We start from the raw sequence: 16,332 nt of genomic DNA, 5'->3' as shown, positions 1-16,332 counted from the left end.
GGGCCTAAAAACGATCTTTTAGTTACTGGGGGATGCCGTTGCACTCGCTCTGGCCGGCATAGAAGCCGCCGTTAGCACCCACTCGGTAGACCTTGAGCTGCTTGCCAGGGCCCATCACCGTGAACTGCTGGGTCGTGCCGGTCTGGGTGGCCTGCATCGCCTTGGCGTGGCCATCGACAAAGCTCGCATCGAACATGTTCTGGTGGCGGGCCTGGACAATCTGCTGCTGCGTGGTGTTGGTATTGCCATCGTAGTGCATCACGGTCTCGGCAGGGCGACTCACCGACGCCAGGCTGAGGGTGGCAACATTGGGGACAAACCCGCTGGCGTAGAGCGCCGGGTTGACCACGTAGCTGTTCATGGGGGGCGTGTTGGGACAGGGCGCACCGGTGAGCAGCTGGACATTCATCGCGTCTTTCTCACTCGGGCACTGCGTGATCTGGTCGTTCTTGACATAGGGAGCCACTGCCCAGTAGAAAGTCGCCACACACGAGACATTGAGATAGGCCGACATGGGAAAGGTCTCGTCGTAGTCCTGCACATACATCAGGTTCGCCAGAGAGTACTGTTTTAGATTCGAGAGGCAGGAGGTCTGGCGCGCTTTCTCGCGGGCCTGGGCAAAAACGGGGAAGAGAATGGCGGCTAGAATCGCGATAATCGCGATCACCACAAGGAGCTCGATGAGCGTAAACGCAGAGCGTCGTGACGAGTGCATAGAAAAATGGCCTTCCTTATCTGTTGAAAAATTCACCAGCAGGCACCAAAATACCTACTAGCCAGACGAGTAGTTTTTAAATTGGTTCAGTGCCAGAGGAAACCAGGGGGTGAAGCGCTCGGGGTGTGCGGTCAGCTCGGCCTCTATCTCAGGGATCGCCTGCCAGCGCCAGTCCATTACCTCAGCAGGGTTGGGAGTCGGTGCGCTCTCAAAGTGCCCGACAAAGACATGGTCGAGCTCGTGCTCGGTGAGGCCGCTGATCGGGTCGTGGGCACGGTAGAGAAAGCTCCCCTTCTCCGTGAGGGGAACCGTAAAGCCCAGCTCCTCGGTGAGCCGGCGCTGCGCTGCGGCGAGGGTGGTCTCACCGGGACGGGGATGGCTGCAGCAGGTATTGGTCCAGAGCTCCCCGAAGTGGTACTTCTCCCGCGCCCGCTGCTGGAGCAAGAGCCTGCCTGCCGCATCGAAGACAAAGACTGAGAATGCCCGGTGGAGCTGGCCACCATCAAGGTGCGCCGCGAGCTTCTCACAGCTCCCCACCGCATTATCTGCCTCGTCCACCAAGATCACTGTCTCTTGCACGCCCTTAGTAACGGAGACAAGCCCCACCAGGTTCCCACTTTCGCTATCTAGCCACTTTATCCATGCAGGAGGAGCGGGCTGCTCTAGAGAATTAGAGAACACTATGTCGGCCTCCTTACCAAAGCTCCGGGTTGATCTCTTAGGCAAGCTACGATTAAGCGCAGGGACGCGCGCCACCACACGCTTTGAGACGCGGCGAACCGCGCTACTGCTGGCTCGCCTCGCGCTCCCTCCCCTCCGAGAGTGGCCCCGTGAAGAGCTGATCGAGCTCCTCTGGCCCGATGAAGACCCCGGTGTCACCCGCACCCGCTTCCGCCAGACCCTCGCGAGCCTGCGCCGTGCCCTCGATGAAGTGGGAACCTCGGAGGAAGAGGTGCTCCGCGCCAGCCGCGCCAGTGTCGGCCTTGAGGTCGAGCAGGTAATGAGCGATGTCGTGGAGCTGGAGTCCTGTCTGCGACGAGCCAGTGTGAACCCGGAGCTACGGCGCGAGGCACTCGACAGGGCACTGGAGCTCTACGACCACCACCTCCTCCCCGGCTTCTACGAGACCTGGGTGCTCAGCGAGCGGGACCGCCTCGAGGACCGCCTGCGCAGTGCCCTGCTCTCGCTCGCCGCCTCGCTTGCCACCAGTGAGCCCGAGGCGGCACTCGCCTATGCACGGGCAGCTGTGGCACTCAACCCCCTCAGTGAGGTCGCCCAGGAGCAGCTCCTCAAGCTCCTGGTGCAGATCGGACGTCCCGCGGATGCGGCGCGCCACTGGAAAGACCTGGAGCGCCTGTTCTGGAAAGAGCTACGCACACAGCCCCCCAGCTCCCTGAAGGCCGCCCTCGAGGCGCCGGTCGCGCGGACAGTCACGAGCGCCCCCTTGGAGCCCGCTCAAGAGCCATCCGCGGCCACGCCCCCCGCGCTCACTCGTACCCTTCCCACCCCGCTGGACCGCTTCGTGGGGCGCTTCGCCGAGCAGGAGCGCCTCCTGACACTCCTCTCCGCCCAAGGCACCGCCCGCCTCGTCACCCTCACCGGCCCTCCCGGCGTGGGGAAGACACGGCTTGCGCTGGAGGTGGGGCACCGCTTGGAGAGCACGAGTACAGGGCTCACCGTGCTCTATGTCTCCCTGGAGCGGGTCGCATCGGGTGAAGAGACCCTCCAGGCGATCTACGAAGCGATGGGAGGGCAGCGGGCGCAAGGGGCTCTCTTGCCCACTCTTATCCAGCGCCTCCAGCTCCAGCCACAGCTCTTTCTTCTGCTAGACAATGCCGAGGGGGTGGCCGGGCTGACCGAGCTCCTACAGCGCCTGCTCCAGGGTGTGCCCTCCCTGCGCTGCCTGGTCACCTCGCAACACACCCTCCAGGTGCCTGGAGAGCAGGAAGTGGTCTTGGAGCCGCTGGCGCTTGGCCCCGACGATGCCGCGCTGGCGCTCTTGCTCGACCGCGCCCGACAGATCCGGCCCAACCTGAGCCTCACCCCGCAGAACACGGCGGAGCTCCTTGCGCTCTGCCAGGACCTTGATGGCCTCCCTCTGGCCCTAGAGCTCGCCGCCGCCTGGCTGGGAATGCTCTCCCCCGAGCAGACCCGCAGCCGCCTGAAGAGGGACCAGCGTCTCCTCGTGCGGCGCAGTAGCGAGGCTGGGGCACGCCACAGTAGCCTCCATGCCGCCCTTGAGGAGAGCATCAAGCGCCTCACCGGTGCCCAGCAGGCGATCCTGATGCGCCTCGCCGTGTTCCGGGGCGGGTGGACTCTGGAGGCCGCGGAGCAGGTCTGTGAGGACCTCAGCCCCGTGGTTCTGATGGATCTAGAGGCACTGCGCACCGCCTCGCTCATCAGTGCCTACACCCAGCCCGATGGTGAGCTCCGCTTTAAGATGCTGGAGACCGTGCGCACCTACGCCCAGCAGCGCCAGACCCCCGAGGGGCTTCAGCAGGCACAAGAGAGCCACCTGCGCTACTTCTGTCGCTACGCTGAGGAGCACTACGCTCTCTATGAATCGCCCAAACAGTACTGTTACTTTGAGGGGATCGCACAAGAGTCGGAGAACCTTCAGGGAGCACTGGAGTACGCCCAACAGAGTGAGCCCCTCCAAGGGGCACGGCTGGCCACGGCGTTCTGGCGCTACTGGGATCGTCGTGGTCAACATGACTTGGGTGTAAGCCTGATGGAGAGTCTTTTAGAGGCTCTTCCTGCTCACGAGGTTGCTCTCCAAGGCGGGGTTCAAGAGGCTCTCGGAAGAATCCTTTATTCCCAGATGCGTTATGCGCGTTCACTGAACTACCATCGGCAGGCCTATGAGAGCTACAAGCAGGCAGGAGAGCTTTCTTGCGCAGCACAGGTTCAGTGTCAGGCTGCCGCCTCGCAGCGGGAGGCCCACTCCAGACCTAACGAGGATATGAGTGCGCTACTAGCTGATTGCCTCGAAGGATACGCCTATCTGGAGCATCATGGAACCCTACCGCAGCGGGCGGTGGCTTCCCTTCACTGTGGTACCTTCTATACTCGCTTGGGTAACCTTGAACAAGCACGCCGTTATCTGGAGCATAGCCTTGCTCTCAATAGAATCATCGGCAACCAGCGTAGTACCTTTGTTGGACTCTTTCTCCTAGGGCATGCCGAGCGTTGCTGTGGGGATCTGCGAGCCGCCGCGGCACTGGAGCGTGAAGCCCTGATAATGGTCCAGCAGATCGGAGATGACTTTGCTGTGGCAACGGTTCTCTGGAATCTGTGTGGGATCTACCTGAAGCTAAACGACCTGGAGGAAGCGGAAACCTGCGTCCGGGAGGGACTAACTCTAACACGTCAGCTCGGAATGCGTAGCAGAGAGACGGTTTTTCTAGTGGGAATGGGGCTGGTGTACACCGCGCGTGACCAAGTAGAGCTGGCGCGTGAGTGGTTACGACAAGGCCTGCAACAGGCCGATGCCACCGACGATGTATCGGAGCTGCTCAACTGTGCCAACCAGCTGGTACGTCTCGTGCTTAAAGAAGCTCTTGTGGAGCCTCTGCCACACCGACAACGACTCACGGCCCATCTCTGGGGGAGCTTGCAACGCTTGGAGCAAGTTCTCCAGCCAGAGCAATCCTATGACTTCGACGAACCACTCGAAAACGCTCTGGAGCCCATTAAGAGCGCATTGGGTCCTCTGGATTTCGCCCGAGAGCGAGACCGCGCCCTGCACTACGACCGTGGTGCCGCACTCCAAGTCTTTCTTCTCTACCCGGAGAACATCGCCCCATGACTGAGACACAAAAACAGCTCCTTCGCACTGTCCTCGAGGCCGCGCTCGCCGAGCCTCCTGCAGGGGAGGAGACCCTAGCGAGCCTCTTCTACGACCGCCTTTTCACGGTCGCTCCTGGGGTTCGCCCTCTCTTTCACAACCGGCTCAGCATCCAGGAGGAGAAGTTCACCCAGATGCTCGTGATGCTCCACAATAGCCTCGACCGCCTCGATCATCTTGTCCCGACCGTCTGGCAGTCGGGGCGCAACCACAAGCTCTACGGCGCCGAGAGTGCCCACTACGAGGTTGTCGGGGAGGTGCTTCTCTGGGCCCTGGGCGAGAAGCTCGGCCCCGAGTCCCTCACCGAGGAGGTGCGTGCGGCCTGGAACGAGTTCTACAACCTACTCTCACTCATCATGCAGGAGGCGGCCGAGTCGGGGTAGGCAAAAAAGAAATCTTCGTTTTTTTCGTTTTCACGGTTTTCTCACGCTTAGCTCACTGCCCCTTTACGGACGAGGCCTAAGCTAGGGACAACGATACACCCTCACCTAAGGAAAACGAAAATGAAAACTCTCTCCCTTTGCCTTGCTCTGACCCTCGGTACCGGCACCCTTGCCGCGGCCCAGACCCCCACGGTACAGAATACCCGCCCTCAGATCACGCTCAACCTCAACGAGCCCAAGTCCTTTGCCTTCTCCCCCAAGCGCCCCCGCTTGGTCATCCTCATGCACGGTGTGACCAACCGACCGGCCAGCGCCCCCTACGAGAATATCGACACCCCCACCCATGCCCGCTGGTACTGGGGAATGGACCTGATCCAGGCCCTGATGGGTGTCCCTGGACGAGAGCAAGTCAAGGTCCTTCAGCACTACCCAGACCCGGCACACGCCCTTGCCGGAGACTGCGGTGTCACGCTGGACTCGGGCACCACCACCTTTGAGAACTTCAATCCCGCAAACTGGTCCTACGCGGGCCGGGTCCTCGGCGGGAAGGTCTATCCCCCTGCCCATGACCCTCTGGTCGAGCTGGAGTTTGGCCCGAAGCACAAGATCCCCGTGGAGCCCGACGAGGAGCCAGATCCGAAGGAGACTCCCGCTCCCAAGAACACGCCCACTCCCCCAGCGCTCCCCAAGACCAACTTTGCCCCCGTGATCCTGCCCTACAGCAAGCTCCTCATGGTCCAGCCCGAGGCGGCCCGGCCCTCCGCACAGAAAGACCCTGTGCGCTACGTGGAGGCGCTCTTCCGCCAGTCGGACAACCCTACGACCGGAGTGATGGTCACCTTCCGCGATGGCTCCAAGCACCTGATGTCGCAGGTGGCCGAGGCGATTGACCAGATCTACGATACCTACGAGCGCACCTTTGGACACCTCAAAGAGGAAAACCAGCCCCAGCTCTATCTTGTCGGTCATAGCTTCGGAGGGATCGTGGCGCGTGCCATCCTGACCAACCCCGAGGGCCCCGATCTCTTTGGCGGCAAGCTGACTGCCGAGCAGCGCCGACGAGCAGACTTTATCCGCCGCCGCGTGGTGCATGTCACCACGATGGGAACACCCCACACCGGCACCCCGATTGCCAACATGTGCCCCGACATGGACAAGGTCCTTAAGCTGGGCGCGGCGATCCTGCCCAATGAGAACAGCCTGAAGAAGCACCCCGTTCTCAATGCCATCACTCCCGATCTGATCACCAGCAACCTCGTGGGCCTCCAAGAGGCGCTCACCGATGCCGTGAAGTCGGCGGGAGGAGACCGCGACTCGCTGGTGGATATCACCCGTATGGCGGAGTACAACAAGGGGATCCTCTCCCCCGAGAAAGCGGTCCGCGTCGATGGCAGCGTGGTGCCGTTCTACACGATGGGAGGACGAAACCCCGGCGGGCTGTTCTTTGACCGAAAGCGTGCTCCATGGCTCACCGGAGGGAAGATGCGCCCTCACAACTTCTTCGACATCATGGACGGTGAGCGCTTCGCCACAGATGCCGGGTCGCTCTATATCATCGAGTCGCTCCTCCACCGGATGGGCTACGGTCCGGAGAACACCAGGCCCTGGGGACGGACCGCGATCCCGGAGGCGGATATCTTTGGCTCGCCCAATAAAGGGGTAGGCTCGAATATCTCCCGTGCTCAGGGAGTCACGGTGGTCTGGCCGAGCTTGGTGGCCGGAACCGTGCTGGATATCCTGACAGCGGACGAGTACACCCGAACCCCCGACGGCGAGAACGATACCGATGGCTTCTGTGGCTTTGACTCCTACAGTGGCCTAGGCGTGACCGGTGGGGTGAGCAAGCCCTGGTGGTGGAAGGGGCTCTACGGGAGCCGCTTTGGTTCCCAGATGCCCTGGGACATGGACAACCACGGCTCCGAGATGTTCAATGTCGGCAGCGGGCTCTGGATCCACAACGAGCTGATCCGCAACGCTGGCCCCACGGCGGTCCAAAACTCCGACCTGAGTGTCTGGACACCCGGCGCGACCAAGAACATCGCTCCAACGCACAGTGTCAAGGTGGATGTTCTGGAGGTCCACGATGTGGATGGCACCTTGGATAAGATCAATTTCCTCGGTGCAGAGATAGGCACTCAGGCGGATTTCTCGGTGACGGTCCGCATTGCGGATAAGGCAGAGACCCTGAAGTGGGACGATGGTATGCGTACGACAAAGGGTACCAAGAGCCACAGCCTCAGCAACCTGCCACAGTCCGTGATTCCTATCTGCATCTCGGTGATCGACCGTGACCTGGGGGGGCCCAACCCCGACGATGACTGTGCGATCTCCTCGGTGGTGGGGCGGGACAATGTCTATGTCTACTTCGACACCCGCACCCAGCGTATCTATGGCGATGCCAATGGAGCCGCAGGTGAGGAGCTCACGGTCGCAGGCTACGGAAAGCTCACCAATAACATCAAAAACCGCGAGGCAGTCTACAACCGGGTCCGGCTGAAGTTCCGTATCACGGGCAACTAGTCTCCCCTCTCAAGCCGTCCGCTGGCAGACCTGCCAGCGGACTTTTTTTTCACATTTTTCGATTTCACGGTTTTCTCACGCTAGGTTCACTAGCCCTTTACGGACGACGCCTAAGATGGGGATAACGTAAAACCTAGTGATAAGGAACCGACAATGAATCTCAACAACAACACTCTCTTTGCGCTCACCGCGCTCGCAACCCTCCTCGTGGCCACTCCTAAGGCCAGCTTTGCCCAAGAGCCGACAGGCGCTACGCAGGCAGCTCCTGAGGCCCCCAAGACCAAGCGGGTCATGGTATCGACCTTTCTTCAGCTCGATCGAAAAGTCAAGGACAGCATGCCCCTCGGCCAGGAGATCGCCGATATGTTTACCCAGCGTCTCGTGCAACAAGGTGCCCGTGTTGTCGAGCGTGCGGAGCTGGCTGTCTTGGAGAAAGAGCGGGGAATGAGCGCGGGAACGGCGGATAAGGGCGGCATCCAAGAGCTTGCTCGCCTGAAAGGAGCTGCCGTCGCCGTGATGGGTAAGATCACCGAGTTCAATATCGTCGAGAGGCCGACAAACCAGGGCACAGAGGTCGCCAAGTCCGTGCTGGGCCGGTTTGGAGGCAATCGGAATAACGTCCCCAATCCCTCCGCCAAGGCCTACGAACTGCGGGTGGCGATTGATGTGCGCCTCGTGAGTGTGGAGACGGGGGATATTCTGGCCACCTCCAGTACTTTAGTTACCGAGGGCACCGACGAGAGCGATATCAACTCCCTCTTGAGCAAGAGCTTCGGGGGCGGAGAGCTACTCAAACTAGGGCTCAACTCGGTGCTGGGGAAGAACGCTCCCCAGCAGACAGCGCCGCCGCCCACCGATAAGAACTCAGCCTGGAATGAGACCAAGGTGGGGCAGTGTGCCCAGCGTGCCGTGCAGCAGCTCGTGGTTCGCCTGATGGACAAGATTCCGGTCGCGACGGAGAATGATTTTGAGGACATGAAAGTCTATGCTCTCCAGTTCCAGGGACTCGGCGACTACAGCGAGGCGACCCAGCTCACCGATGTCTTGGGCAAGCTCAAGGGAGTTGCCAGCGCGGAGATCAAAAACTACACGCCAGAGCTCACCGAGCTCACCGTCAAAGGTAGCGCCAAGGTGCTTCGTGGTATCGCCAGCCTCTTGCTCGCCGAGGAGTCTCTCAAGAGCTTTAATCTCCGCGTGGTCAGTGCCAACCAAGACACGATGGTCTTCAAAAAAAGCTAGTCTCAAGACAACAAAGTGGTTCACAATACCCACTAACTCTCTGAGACTATGCTTTCACTGGACCCCCAGCAGCTCCTGGAGCACAAAGACCGGATCTACCGGTTGGCCTTACGGCTGTGCTCCGGCAGTGTGGCAGAGGCGGAGGATATCACACAGGAAGCCCTGGTGGCAGCCCTAAAAACGCTGCCACTCTTTCTCGGAAAAGCAAGGCTCACCACGTGGCTCTACACGGTCACGGTTCGCACCTGGCGAGCGCACCAAAAACGCTCCCGTCTGGAGACGGTGCCGCTCGTGGAGGGCGAGGGAGGCACGCGCTCGGAGGACACCGCCCTGCGCCTCGACCTCGACCGAGCCCTCAGCACCCTCCCGGTAGCCCAGCGCGAGGCGTTTGTTCTGGTCAAGGCCGAGGGTTGGACCCACAAGGAGGCCGCCAAGATCCTAGGAGTCCCTCAGGGAACCGTCCAAGCCCGTGTCTTTGAGGCCACCCGCCGCCTACGCGAGCAGCTTTCGGAGGAGACCATTAAGTGACGGATACAGAACTAGAGCACCAGGCACGTCTCTGGCATGTCGAGAGCACGCTGGATGCGGAGAAGACCCAGCGCCTCCAGGAGGCTCTCACCCAGGCACTGCCACGGGCGCGCGCAAGACGTGTCGGGCGACTGGGTGCCCTCGTGCTGGTTGCGGTAGGTCTCCCCGTGAGCGGTATCACCGCGGTGCTTGGGGGGGGCCTCGTTCCACGTCAACCCGCCCAGCTCGAGCCGCTCCTCCTCCTCAACCCCAGCGTCCCAGCGCAGTCCGCTATGCTGAGCCTCGCGCAGGATGGGACGGTACTTGGCAAGATAGAAAACCAGATGAAGCTCTGGCGGCCCAGCCACACCCAACCCGAGCCCCTCGTCCCCCCGGTGAGTGTCTTCCCGCCCACACGCTTCCGGCTCAAGCCGTTTTCCCCAAGTGGGGTTATCGCCGATGATGCTCTTGTCGGCACTATCTCGCTCCACAACGGAGTCACCTGGGGGGTTCTCTACCGACACGGGCAGTGGCTCGCGCTCCCCCCGCTTCCTGGGTATGCCTCCGCCTCTTGCAGTACCTACTCCACACAAGGCCCCTGGGGCTACAGCGAAAAGGAGCGGGTGCCGCCCTCCAAGCAAGCCCAGGTACAGCCCACTCTCTGGCGTAATGGCAAGCCCGAGCCATCGTCGGAGTCCCTTTCACCGCCGCGCTCTCCCCTCTCCGTGCTCGATGAAAACGCCCAAGGAGAGCAGCTGGTGGATGGCTCACCAGGCTACCAAGTGCTCTCAGGAAACACCACCACTGCGGTTGCGCTGCCGTCCAGTGCGACACCCCTACGGATTGGCAAGGGTCGGATGCTGGTGGGCCGCATGCTCAAGGACGATGTCCCGGTGGGGGCGATCTGGCTGTCGCCGAGCACGCCGCCACAGACTCTCTGGGAGAGCGCCTCGCCTCTGGGACATACCTGCAGCTCCTGTGAGGATATCGACGACGACGGCAAGGTGGTAGGGCTGATGACCAGCAAGCTCACGGGCGAGTCTACCCCGTATCTCTGGAAGGCGGGACGCTACCTGGACCTCCAGACCCTCGTGCCACGCCGCTCGGGCTGGAAGCTACTCTCGGCCAGCCGAGTCAATGGGCGCTTTGTGATCGGGGAGGGAACCTACCAAGGAAAGCCAGCGCACTACCGCCTCACCCTCCCCCCCGGCGTGCCCTAGGCGCTCAGTCCAGCCGCCGGACGGGGTAGCCGCCGACCTGGAGGCGCTCTTCAATGCGGGCGATATGCTCCTCGCCGCGTACCTCGATCAGCATCTCGACTCCCGTGCGGCCGTAGGGGATCTCGGCGCTGATGCGGTTGTGGGTCACCTCCATGACATTGCCGCCGGCCTTGGCGATGGTGTCCAGGAGCGCCGCAAGGCCGCCCGGGCGATCCGGGCACGATGTGAAGAAGTGGAAGTAGCGGCTACTGCGGATCATCCCGCGCTCGATCAGGTCCGAGAGGAGCTTGAGGTCGATATTGCCGCCGCAGAGGATGCAGGCGGTCTGCCCCACGCCCAGCCCCGGGTGCGAGAGGAGCGCCGCGAGCCCTGCCGCCCCCGATGGCTCGACCAGGACCTTCATGCGGGTAAGGAGCAGCAAGATCGCCTCCGCAATCCGCTCATCACTGACCGTCACCACATCGTCGGCGAGGGACTTGATGTACTCAAAGGTCCGCTCGCTCGGGGCCTTGATCGCGATCCCATCGGCGATTGTCTCGCAGGGGGTGAGGCGTGGGACGAGCTTGCCCGCATGGAACGACTGCGCCGCGGCATTGGCCCCCGCAGCCTGCACCCCGATGATTCGGCAGCTCGGTCGCGCGGCCTTCACCGCCCGTGCCACCCCCGAGAACAGCCCGCCGCCGCCGATGGGAATGATCACCGTGTCTAGCTCGGGCAGCTCATCGAGGAGCTCCAGCCCCAGCGAGCCCTGCCCCGTGATAATGTCGTCGTCGTCGTAGGCCGAGATAAAGACCGCGCCGGTCTCTTGGGCACGCGCCTTTGCCGCCGCCACGGCCTCGTCGAAGTTGGCTCCCTCCAGCACGACCGTCGCGCCGTAGCCCTCGGTGGCCTTCACCTTGGCGATACTCGCCCGCTCCGGCATGAAGATGGTCGCGGGGATATCGGCCATGCGTGCCGCCAGCGCGACTCCCTGGGCATGGTTGCCCGCCGACGCTGCGATCACCCCCCGCGCCTTCTCGTCGTCGGTCATGGTCGCGATCCGCCAAGTCGCGCCCCGGATCTTAAACGAGCCGGTCGCCTGGAGGTTCTCCATCTTCAAGTGGAGCCCCACGCACCCCGTCTGGGCCGAGACCGCCCCCGATGTATAGAGCGGCGTCCGCCGCACACGCTCCCGCACGCAGCTCTCGTAGGCGTGGCGGATCATTTCTGGTGAGACCATGCGCCCATTGTACCGAAAACAAGGGAGTGACCAAGAAAAGCGAGCTGTTTTTTGCCCTAGTGCTCTTTGCGCTGGTGGCGGGGCTCAGCCTCGTCTTCCAGAAGCCGCTGACCTACCACGACGGCCAGGGATGGGACGGGGTTGCGTACTACCAGCTCGCCCAGCAAGTGGCTCAGCACGAGCCACTCCGTGCCATCGGTCCCTTTGCGTTCCGGCTCGGGACACCCGTGCTGGTCGGGGTGCTCTTTCCCGGCAAGCTCCTGCTCGGCTTCAAGCTCGTCAATCTTATCGGCTGCCTACTATCAACTGTATTGCTGACGTTCTGGCTACGGCGCTTCGTGGCGAGCTCGTGGCTGCGCCTGGCGCTGGTGGTGGGCTCTCTCACGCAGTGGCACGCGCCGCTTCGGTTCACCGCGCACTACGCCGCCTACACCGACCCGTGGCTCTTCGTGTTCTTGCTGGGGGGATTGTTGGCACTCCCTTGGGGCACTGGCACTCCCCCCGCATACCCCACGAGTGGGGCCCCTGCGACCCCCTCTCCCTCTGGTTCCGCGTTCCGCGGGAGGAGAGGGGGTGCCGAGGGACGAGGCGGGGGAGTGTATGGGGGAGTGTACGGGGGAGTGCAGAGCTGGTGGTTTGTGGGGCTCTGCTTTGTGGGGGGGCTGTTTCGGGAGAGTGTGGTGGTGGTGCCTCTGGCGCTGCTCCTGGCGAGCCGGGGGCGGGCTTGGTTGCCGCTCTTGGCGGGGGGGCTGGGGATTGTCGCGACCCATCTGCTGGCACACCAGAGCGATAGCTACAGCTTTGCGCGGACCGTCGGGCAGTGGGCCTACAATAAGCCGCTTCCAGTCTATCTGCACGGCCTCTTTATCGCCTTTGGCCCCGCACTCGTGCTCCCGATCTTCTTCTGGCGCACGGCAGGAGCGTGGCTCAAGGGGCAACCCGTGCTCGCGTGGACACTGGGGATCTTTCTCGTGCTGGGCTGGGTGGGTGGCTCGGACACGGAGCGCATCGTCTACTGGGCGATGCCGGTAGTCTACGCACTGATCGGGGTGATCTTGGAGAAACACGCGCTCCCCCGTGGCTTTCTCATCGCCTTGGTCGCGCTTCAGCTCCTCTCACACCGCATTTTCTGGCTCCTCCCGGACTTTCCCAGCACGGGTAGCTCCCCATTGCCCCTCTTCACCCCACCCACGAGCACCTGCCAGTACCCCGACCTCTGGTCCTACCAAGCCGAGCGCCGCATTCAGCTTGTCGCCTTAGTGGAGTACTTGCTCGTCGCGCTTGGTCTCTGGCTGTGGCTGGCTTGGGAACAAAGGCGCAACGCAAGCCGTAAACCTACGTCATGAGAAAGTGGCTACTGGGGTTTGGGGCGCTCTTTGCTCCGCTGGGGCTCGGGACACTGGGGCTCTTTGCAAGCCACGGCTGGAAGCTACTCGATCCCCGCAATGATGCCATTTATTGGTTTCCTCTCGTCGTCGGGCTTGTCTGTTGCCTCGCCCTCCTTGATAGCTGGCTCAAACGGCTGTTATTCGGGATGCTCTACTTACTGCTGATGTCCGTCCTCTGGATCGCTTGGGGACTTATCTTCAGTTGCTGGAAGTTCAGCAGTTGCCCCTAGCCCTCGCCGCCGCCGTCACGGGGGCAGGAGAAGAAGTAGGGGCACGACGGGCACTCGTCGCGCTCCGTGGGGGCGGCAGGGAAGTTTTTCAGGGCGATGCCACGCAGCGCGCGGTCGTAGTCATCCAAGTGGCGCTCACGGATGCGGGGGCGGTCTGCGACCGGCAGGCGGCGGCCATCTTGGAGGAAGCGCACGAAGACCTGATCGGGACCGAAGGTCTCTTGTAGGAGCGAGAGACGAATATCCGGGTCGGCCTTTTCGGCATCGGGGGCGGGCGGCTTGCGCAGGGTGCGGCGCTCAGCCTGGCGCGACGTGTCGGAGTAGTCGTCGGGGCGGACCAGGATCGTGCCGTTCTCTAAAGGAAGCGCCATCAGCGGGCGCTGGCCGGGTGGACAGGCGGGCGCGCTCTTGGCGACAATCTCCCGCGCCAGCTTGTCGTAGAGCGCGTACGACGGCTCACTCTCAGCGGGGCCGTGCTCGCGCCAGAGCAGCGGGAGCGCCTCGCTGGGCTTGGGCGACGAGAGCGCAGCCAAGACCGTGCGCTTGAAGCTCTCGTAGGGCGACGGGTTCTCGGTGGGCTTCTCCTGGATGACCTGTAGCTCGTAGCGCTTGGGGCAGCGCAGGTAGAGCTCGGCATCGGGGGCCTTCACCTCCGGGCGCGTCTCCGGAAGCTCACGCACCGGCGGCTCCTCCCACGTATCGCTGCTGCGCCAGAAGACCGTCTCCACCCCGTTGATATCGTCGAGGCAGTCCAGCAAGGGCGAGGGCCGCGCGCTCATGCGCCCGTGCTTGACCGCGCGCGAGAGCACCAGGTGGTCACGAGCACGCGTCAGGGCGACAAAGAACAGCCGCGCCTCTTCATCCGACGCCACCGCGCCGGGCTCTTCTTTGGCCTCGGTCTCGTCCTCGGCATCGTCGGGGAGGGGCGTGAGTAGGCCGGGCATGGGGCGCGGGGGGAAGCGGCCCACAGCAAGATTGGGCACAAAGACCACGGGAAACTCCAGCCCCTTGGCCCCGTGGACCGTCAGGAGGCGCACCGCATCCTCGCTCTCGTTGGCCGGTGCCGACGGTGCCGTTCCCAGGCGGGTGAGGCGGCGCAGGTGCTCCAGAAAGGCGCGCAGGGGCCGGGTCTCCCCGAGGCGCAGGATGGCCTCGCGCTCCCGGAAGTTGAGCGCCAGCATCAGCAGGCTCGTCACTGCCTCCGGCTCGGCGAGGGTGCGTGCCAGCCCCTCCGCGCCGTAGAGCATCTCGATCAGGGTGTCGTAGGCATCCAGCGCCGTCTCAGGGTGCTCATCGAGCCGTGCCAGGAGCTTGCGGATATCGGGGCGGGTGAGAAGGCCGCCTTCGTCGGGGCCGGGCCCGACCGGGACGCCCCGCGCCACCAGCGCCTTCTTGAGGTTGCGTGCCTGCGAGCGGGTGCGGCAGAGCACCGCCAGCTCCTTCCAGGTGTAGCCATCGGCCACGTAGGCCTGCATCGCGCTCGCCATCCCCTCCGCTTGGGCGGCATCGTGCGAGGCGATCGCCAGCGTGGTCGAGGCGAGCCCCTCACGCCGTGGCTCCCAGACCTCCGCGCCCTCGCCGCTGGCCTGCCCAAAGAGCGAGACAAGGCCGGGCCGCGACCGGTAGTTCACCGCCAGGTCCATGCGCCGCCCCCCGGGGAAGTCATCGGCAAAGCGGGCCACATTGGCGGGCGAGGCCCCACGAAACGCATAGATCGCCTGCCGCAGGTCGCCCACCGCCCAGAGCGCCGTTCCATCCGGGCCGGTGAGGAGCTGTACCAGCCGCGCCCCGGAGCGGTTGATGTCCTGGTACTCATCGACCAGCACCTGCCGCCACTTGGCCCGCTCCCCCGCCAGCACATCGGAGTAGCTCTCCAGGAGGCGCAGGGGCCGCACGACCAAGTCCGCGAAGTCCAGGGCCCCGTGCTCGCGCAGGAGCCCCTCGTAGGCAGCATAGAGCCGGGCGATATCGGCCCAGAGCTCATCGCTGCTCGCCTCGGCGCGGCTTGCTAGCTCCTCGGGGGTGATCCCGCTCTCCTTGACTTTTGCAATTGCGCGGAGTGCCTCGGGGAGCGGGTAGGCGGGGTCGTGGAGGTAGCGCAGGGGCCCCAGCTCCAGCGACGCGATCCGGCGCTCGAGCAGGGCAAAGGCCTCGGCCTCGGTGAGCATGAGCGGGCGCGGCGGGAGCCCGGCGAGCTTCCAGTGGCGCCGCAAGAGGTCCAGGCCGTAGGAGTGGAACGTGGTGATGGCGGCCCGCGCCGCGATCGTCTCATCCTCGCTAGCGATCCGCTCGCGCATCTCCTCGGCGGCCTTACGGGAAAAAGTGAGGGCGAGGATATTCTCCGGGCGGACATGCTTCTCCCGTACCAAAAACAAAACCCGCGCCGTGAGCGTGCGTGTCTTGCCCGTGCCTGGCCCCGCCCCCACCAGCAGCGGCCCGTAGTCGGCCTTGGCAGCGGCCTCCTGAGACTCGTCGAGGCCTGCCGCCAGGCTCTTCTCCACAGGGGTCTTCTCCAGGGTCGGTAGCACCAGCGGCGCGGTGAGCTGCGCGATCACGGTTGCAAGCGGCAGGCCCACTTTTTCTGCGAGCTGCGCAGCATCGAGCTTCTCTTCCTGAAAGAGCCGCTGCGCCTCGGGGGCGGGCAGGAGAAACTCCCGGGCGTAGACATTGGCCTCGGTCTCCCGGCGCTGGCGGGGGCCGTAGCCGTGGCCGGCACTCTCGGGAGTCTCCGCCAGGTCGCCTTCGTCGCAGCGGCACTCCTCGGGGCTGTGGTGGAGCTTGAGGTGCCCCAGCTCATGCGCCAGGATCAGGCGTCGGTCTTGCGGGCTCGCATTGTCCCGCACCCAGACCGCCGCCGCCTCGACATCCAGAACGGCGTGGGCGGTGAAGAGCAGCGGATCGCGGGGCGGGCGCGGCTTGACAGCCAGCCCAGCAGCGGCGAAGGCGGCCTCCAGTAGCGCATCGGCATCGAGGGAGGGGGGAAGGGCTTCGCGGTCGGTGCGGGCATGGGCACGGGCACGGCTCCAGTCAGAGGTCACGCGCTATTGTAGGCCGAAAAACGCCC

At 63.7% G+C, this 16,332-nt stretch carries 12 protein-coding genes; 8 read left to right on the top strand and 4 right to left on the bottom strand.

Annotation, left to right across the window (positions count from 1 at the left end; genetic code table 11):
• Window positions 1-22: 22 nt before the first annotated feature.
• Together HNQ39_RS08945 and idi are read right to left on the bottom strand one after the other, a co-directional pair.
• A complete protein-coding gene (locus HNQ39_RS08945) occupies window positions 23-715 on the bottom strand; it encodes a DUF1559 family PulG-like putative transporter (protein ID WP_184194166.1) in 693 nt (230 codons plus the stop codon).
• 57 nt (window positions 716-772) lie between these two features.
• A complete protein-coding gene (gene idi / locus HNQ39_RS08940) occupies window positions 773-1,294 on the bottom strand; it encodes an isopentenyl-diphosphate Delta-isomerase (protein WP_184194164.1) in 522 nt (173 codons plus the stop codon).
• A gap of 103 nt (window positions 1,295-1,397) precedes the next feature.
• On the opposite strand from idi, the gene HNQ39_RS08935 reads away from it, so the two are divergent.
• From HNQ39_RS08935 to HNQ39_RS08910, 6 genes are all read left to right on the top strand, one after another.
• A complete protein-coding gene (locus HNQ39_RS08935; RefSeq protein ID WP_184194161.1) occupies window positions 1,398-4,523 on the top strand; it encodes an ATP-binding protein in 3,126 nt (1,041 codons plus the stop codon).
• Window positions 4,520-4,945 (top strand): globin domain-containing protein, encoded by a 426-nt coding sequence (locus tag HNQ39_RS08930; protein ID WP_184194158.1) that lies wholly within the window; start codon window positions 4,520-4,522, stop codon window positions 4,943-4,945. Before HNQ39_RS08935 ends, HNQ39_RS08930 begins: the two co-directional genes overlap by 4 nt.
• 120 nt (window positions 4,946-5,065) lie before the next feature.
• Complete coding sequence (locus tag HNQ39_RS08925) at window positions 5,066-7,465, top strand: esterase/lipase family protein (RefSeq protein ID WP_184194155.1); 2,400 nt, start codon at window positions 5,066-5,068, stop codon at window positions 7,463-7,465.
• 153 nt (window positions 7,466-7,618) lie between these two features.
• Window positions 7,619-8,704, top strand: a complete 1,086-nt coding sequence (locus HNQ39_RS08920; RefSeq protein ID WP_184194152.1) for a FlgO family outer membrane protein — start codon at window positions 7,619-7,621, stop codon at window positions 8,702-8,704.
• A gap of 48 nt (window positions 8,705-8,752) precedes the next feature.
• A complete protein-coding gene (locus HNQ39_RS08915) occupies window positions 8,753-9,232 on the top strand; it encodes an RNA polymerase sigma factor (protein WP_184194149.1) in 480 nt (159 codons plus the stop codon).
• Window positions 9,229-10,431, top strand: coding sequence for a hypothetical protein (locus tag HNQ39_RS08910; protein WP_184194146.1), 1,203 nt, complete (start codon window positions 9,229-9,231; stop codon window positions 10,429-10,431). The genes HNQ39_RS08915 and HNQ39_RS08910 overlap by 4 nt, the downstream gene beginning before the upstream one ends.
• 4 nt (window positions 10,432-10,435) lie before the next feature.
• On the opposite strand, the gene ilvA is transcribed toward HNQ39_RS08910, so the two are convergent.
• Window positions 10,436-11,650, bottom strand: coding sequence for a threonine ammonia-lyase (gene ilvA, locus HNQ39_RS08905; protein WP_221289931.1), 1,215 nt, complete (start codon window positions 11,648-11,650; stop codon window positions 10,436-10,438).
• A gap of 26 nt (window positions 11,651-11,676) precedes the next feature.
• Between ilvA and HNQ39_RS08900 the strand changes: the two genes are divergently transcribed.
• Both HNQ39_RS08900 and HNQ39_RS08895 read left to right on the top strand, forming a co-directional pair.
• Window positions 11,677-12,996 carry a hypothetical protein gene (locus tag HNQ39_RS08900; RefSeq protein WP_184194143.1) on the top strand — a complete coding sequence of 440 codons (1,320 nt, stop codon included), beginning with the start codon at window positions 11,677-11,679 and terminating at the stop codon, window positions 12,994-12,996.
• Window positions 12,993-13,268 (top strand): hypothetical protein, encoded by a 276-nt coding sequence (locus tag HNQ39_RS08895; protein WP_184194141.1) that lies wholly within the window; start codon window positions 12,993-12,995, stop codon window positions 13,266-13,268. The genes HNQ39_RS08900 and HNQ39_RS08895 overlap by 4 nt, the downstream gene beginning before the upstream one ends.
• Here HNQ39_RS08895 and HNQ39_RS08890 read toward each other — a convergent pair.
• Complete coding sequence (locus tag HNQ39_RS08890; protein WP_184194138.1) at window positions 13,265-16,306, bottom strand: UvrD-helicase domain-containing protein; 3,042 nt, start codon at window positions 16,304-16,306, stop codon at window positions 13,265-13,267. The genes HNQ39_RS08895 and HNQ39_RS08890 overlap by 4 nt on opposite strands.
• Between the last annotated feature and the right edge of the window lie 26 nt (window positions 16,307-16,332).

The sequence above is a fragment of the Armatimonas rosea genome (assembly GCF_014202505.1).
Lineage (GTDB): Bacteria > Armatimonadota > Armatimonadia > Armatimonadales > Armatimonadaceae > Armatimonas > Armatimonas rosea.
Note: the sequence above shows the minus strand (reverse complement) of the source record. Positions and strands in the feature narration are given on the sequence as shown.

Excerpts from the sequence above, each read along its gene's own strand:
- HNQ39_RS08915 (WP_184194149.1), top strand. The coding sequence starts at position 8,753 with ATGCTTTCACTGGACCCCCAGCAGCTCCTGGAGCACAAAGACCGGATC.
- ilvA (WP_221289931.1), bottom strand. The coding sequence starts at position 11,650 with ATGGTCTCACCAGAAATGATCCGCCACGCCTACGAGAGCTGCGTGCGG.
- HNQ39_RS08920 (WP_184194152.1), top strand. The coding sequence starts at position 7,619 with ATGAATCTCAACAACAACACTCTCTTTGCGCTCACCGCGCTCGCAACC.
- HNQ39_RS08930 (WP_184194158.1), top strand. The coding sequence starts at position 4,520 with ATGACTGAGACACAAAAACAGCTCCTTCGCACTGTCCTCGAGGCCGCG.
- HNQ39_RS08925 (WP_184194155.1), top strand. The coding sequence starts at position 5,066 with ATGAAAACTCTCTCCCTTTGCCTTGCTCTGACCCTCGGTACCGGCACC.
- HNQ39_RS08935 (WP_184194161.1), top strand. The coding sequence starts at position 1,398 with ATGTCGGCCTCCTTACCAAAGCTCCGGGTTGATCTCTTAGGCAAGCTA.
- HNQ39_RS08945 (WP_184194166.1), bottom strand. The coding sequence starts at position 715 with ATGCACTCGTCACGACGCTCTGCGTTTACGCTCATCGAGCTCCTTGTG.
- HNQ39_RS08895 (WP_184194141.1), top strand. The coding sequence starts at position 12,993 with ATGAGAAAGTGGCTACTGGGGTTTGGGGCGCTCTTTGCTCCGCTGGGG.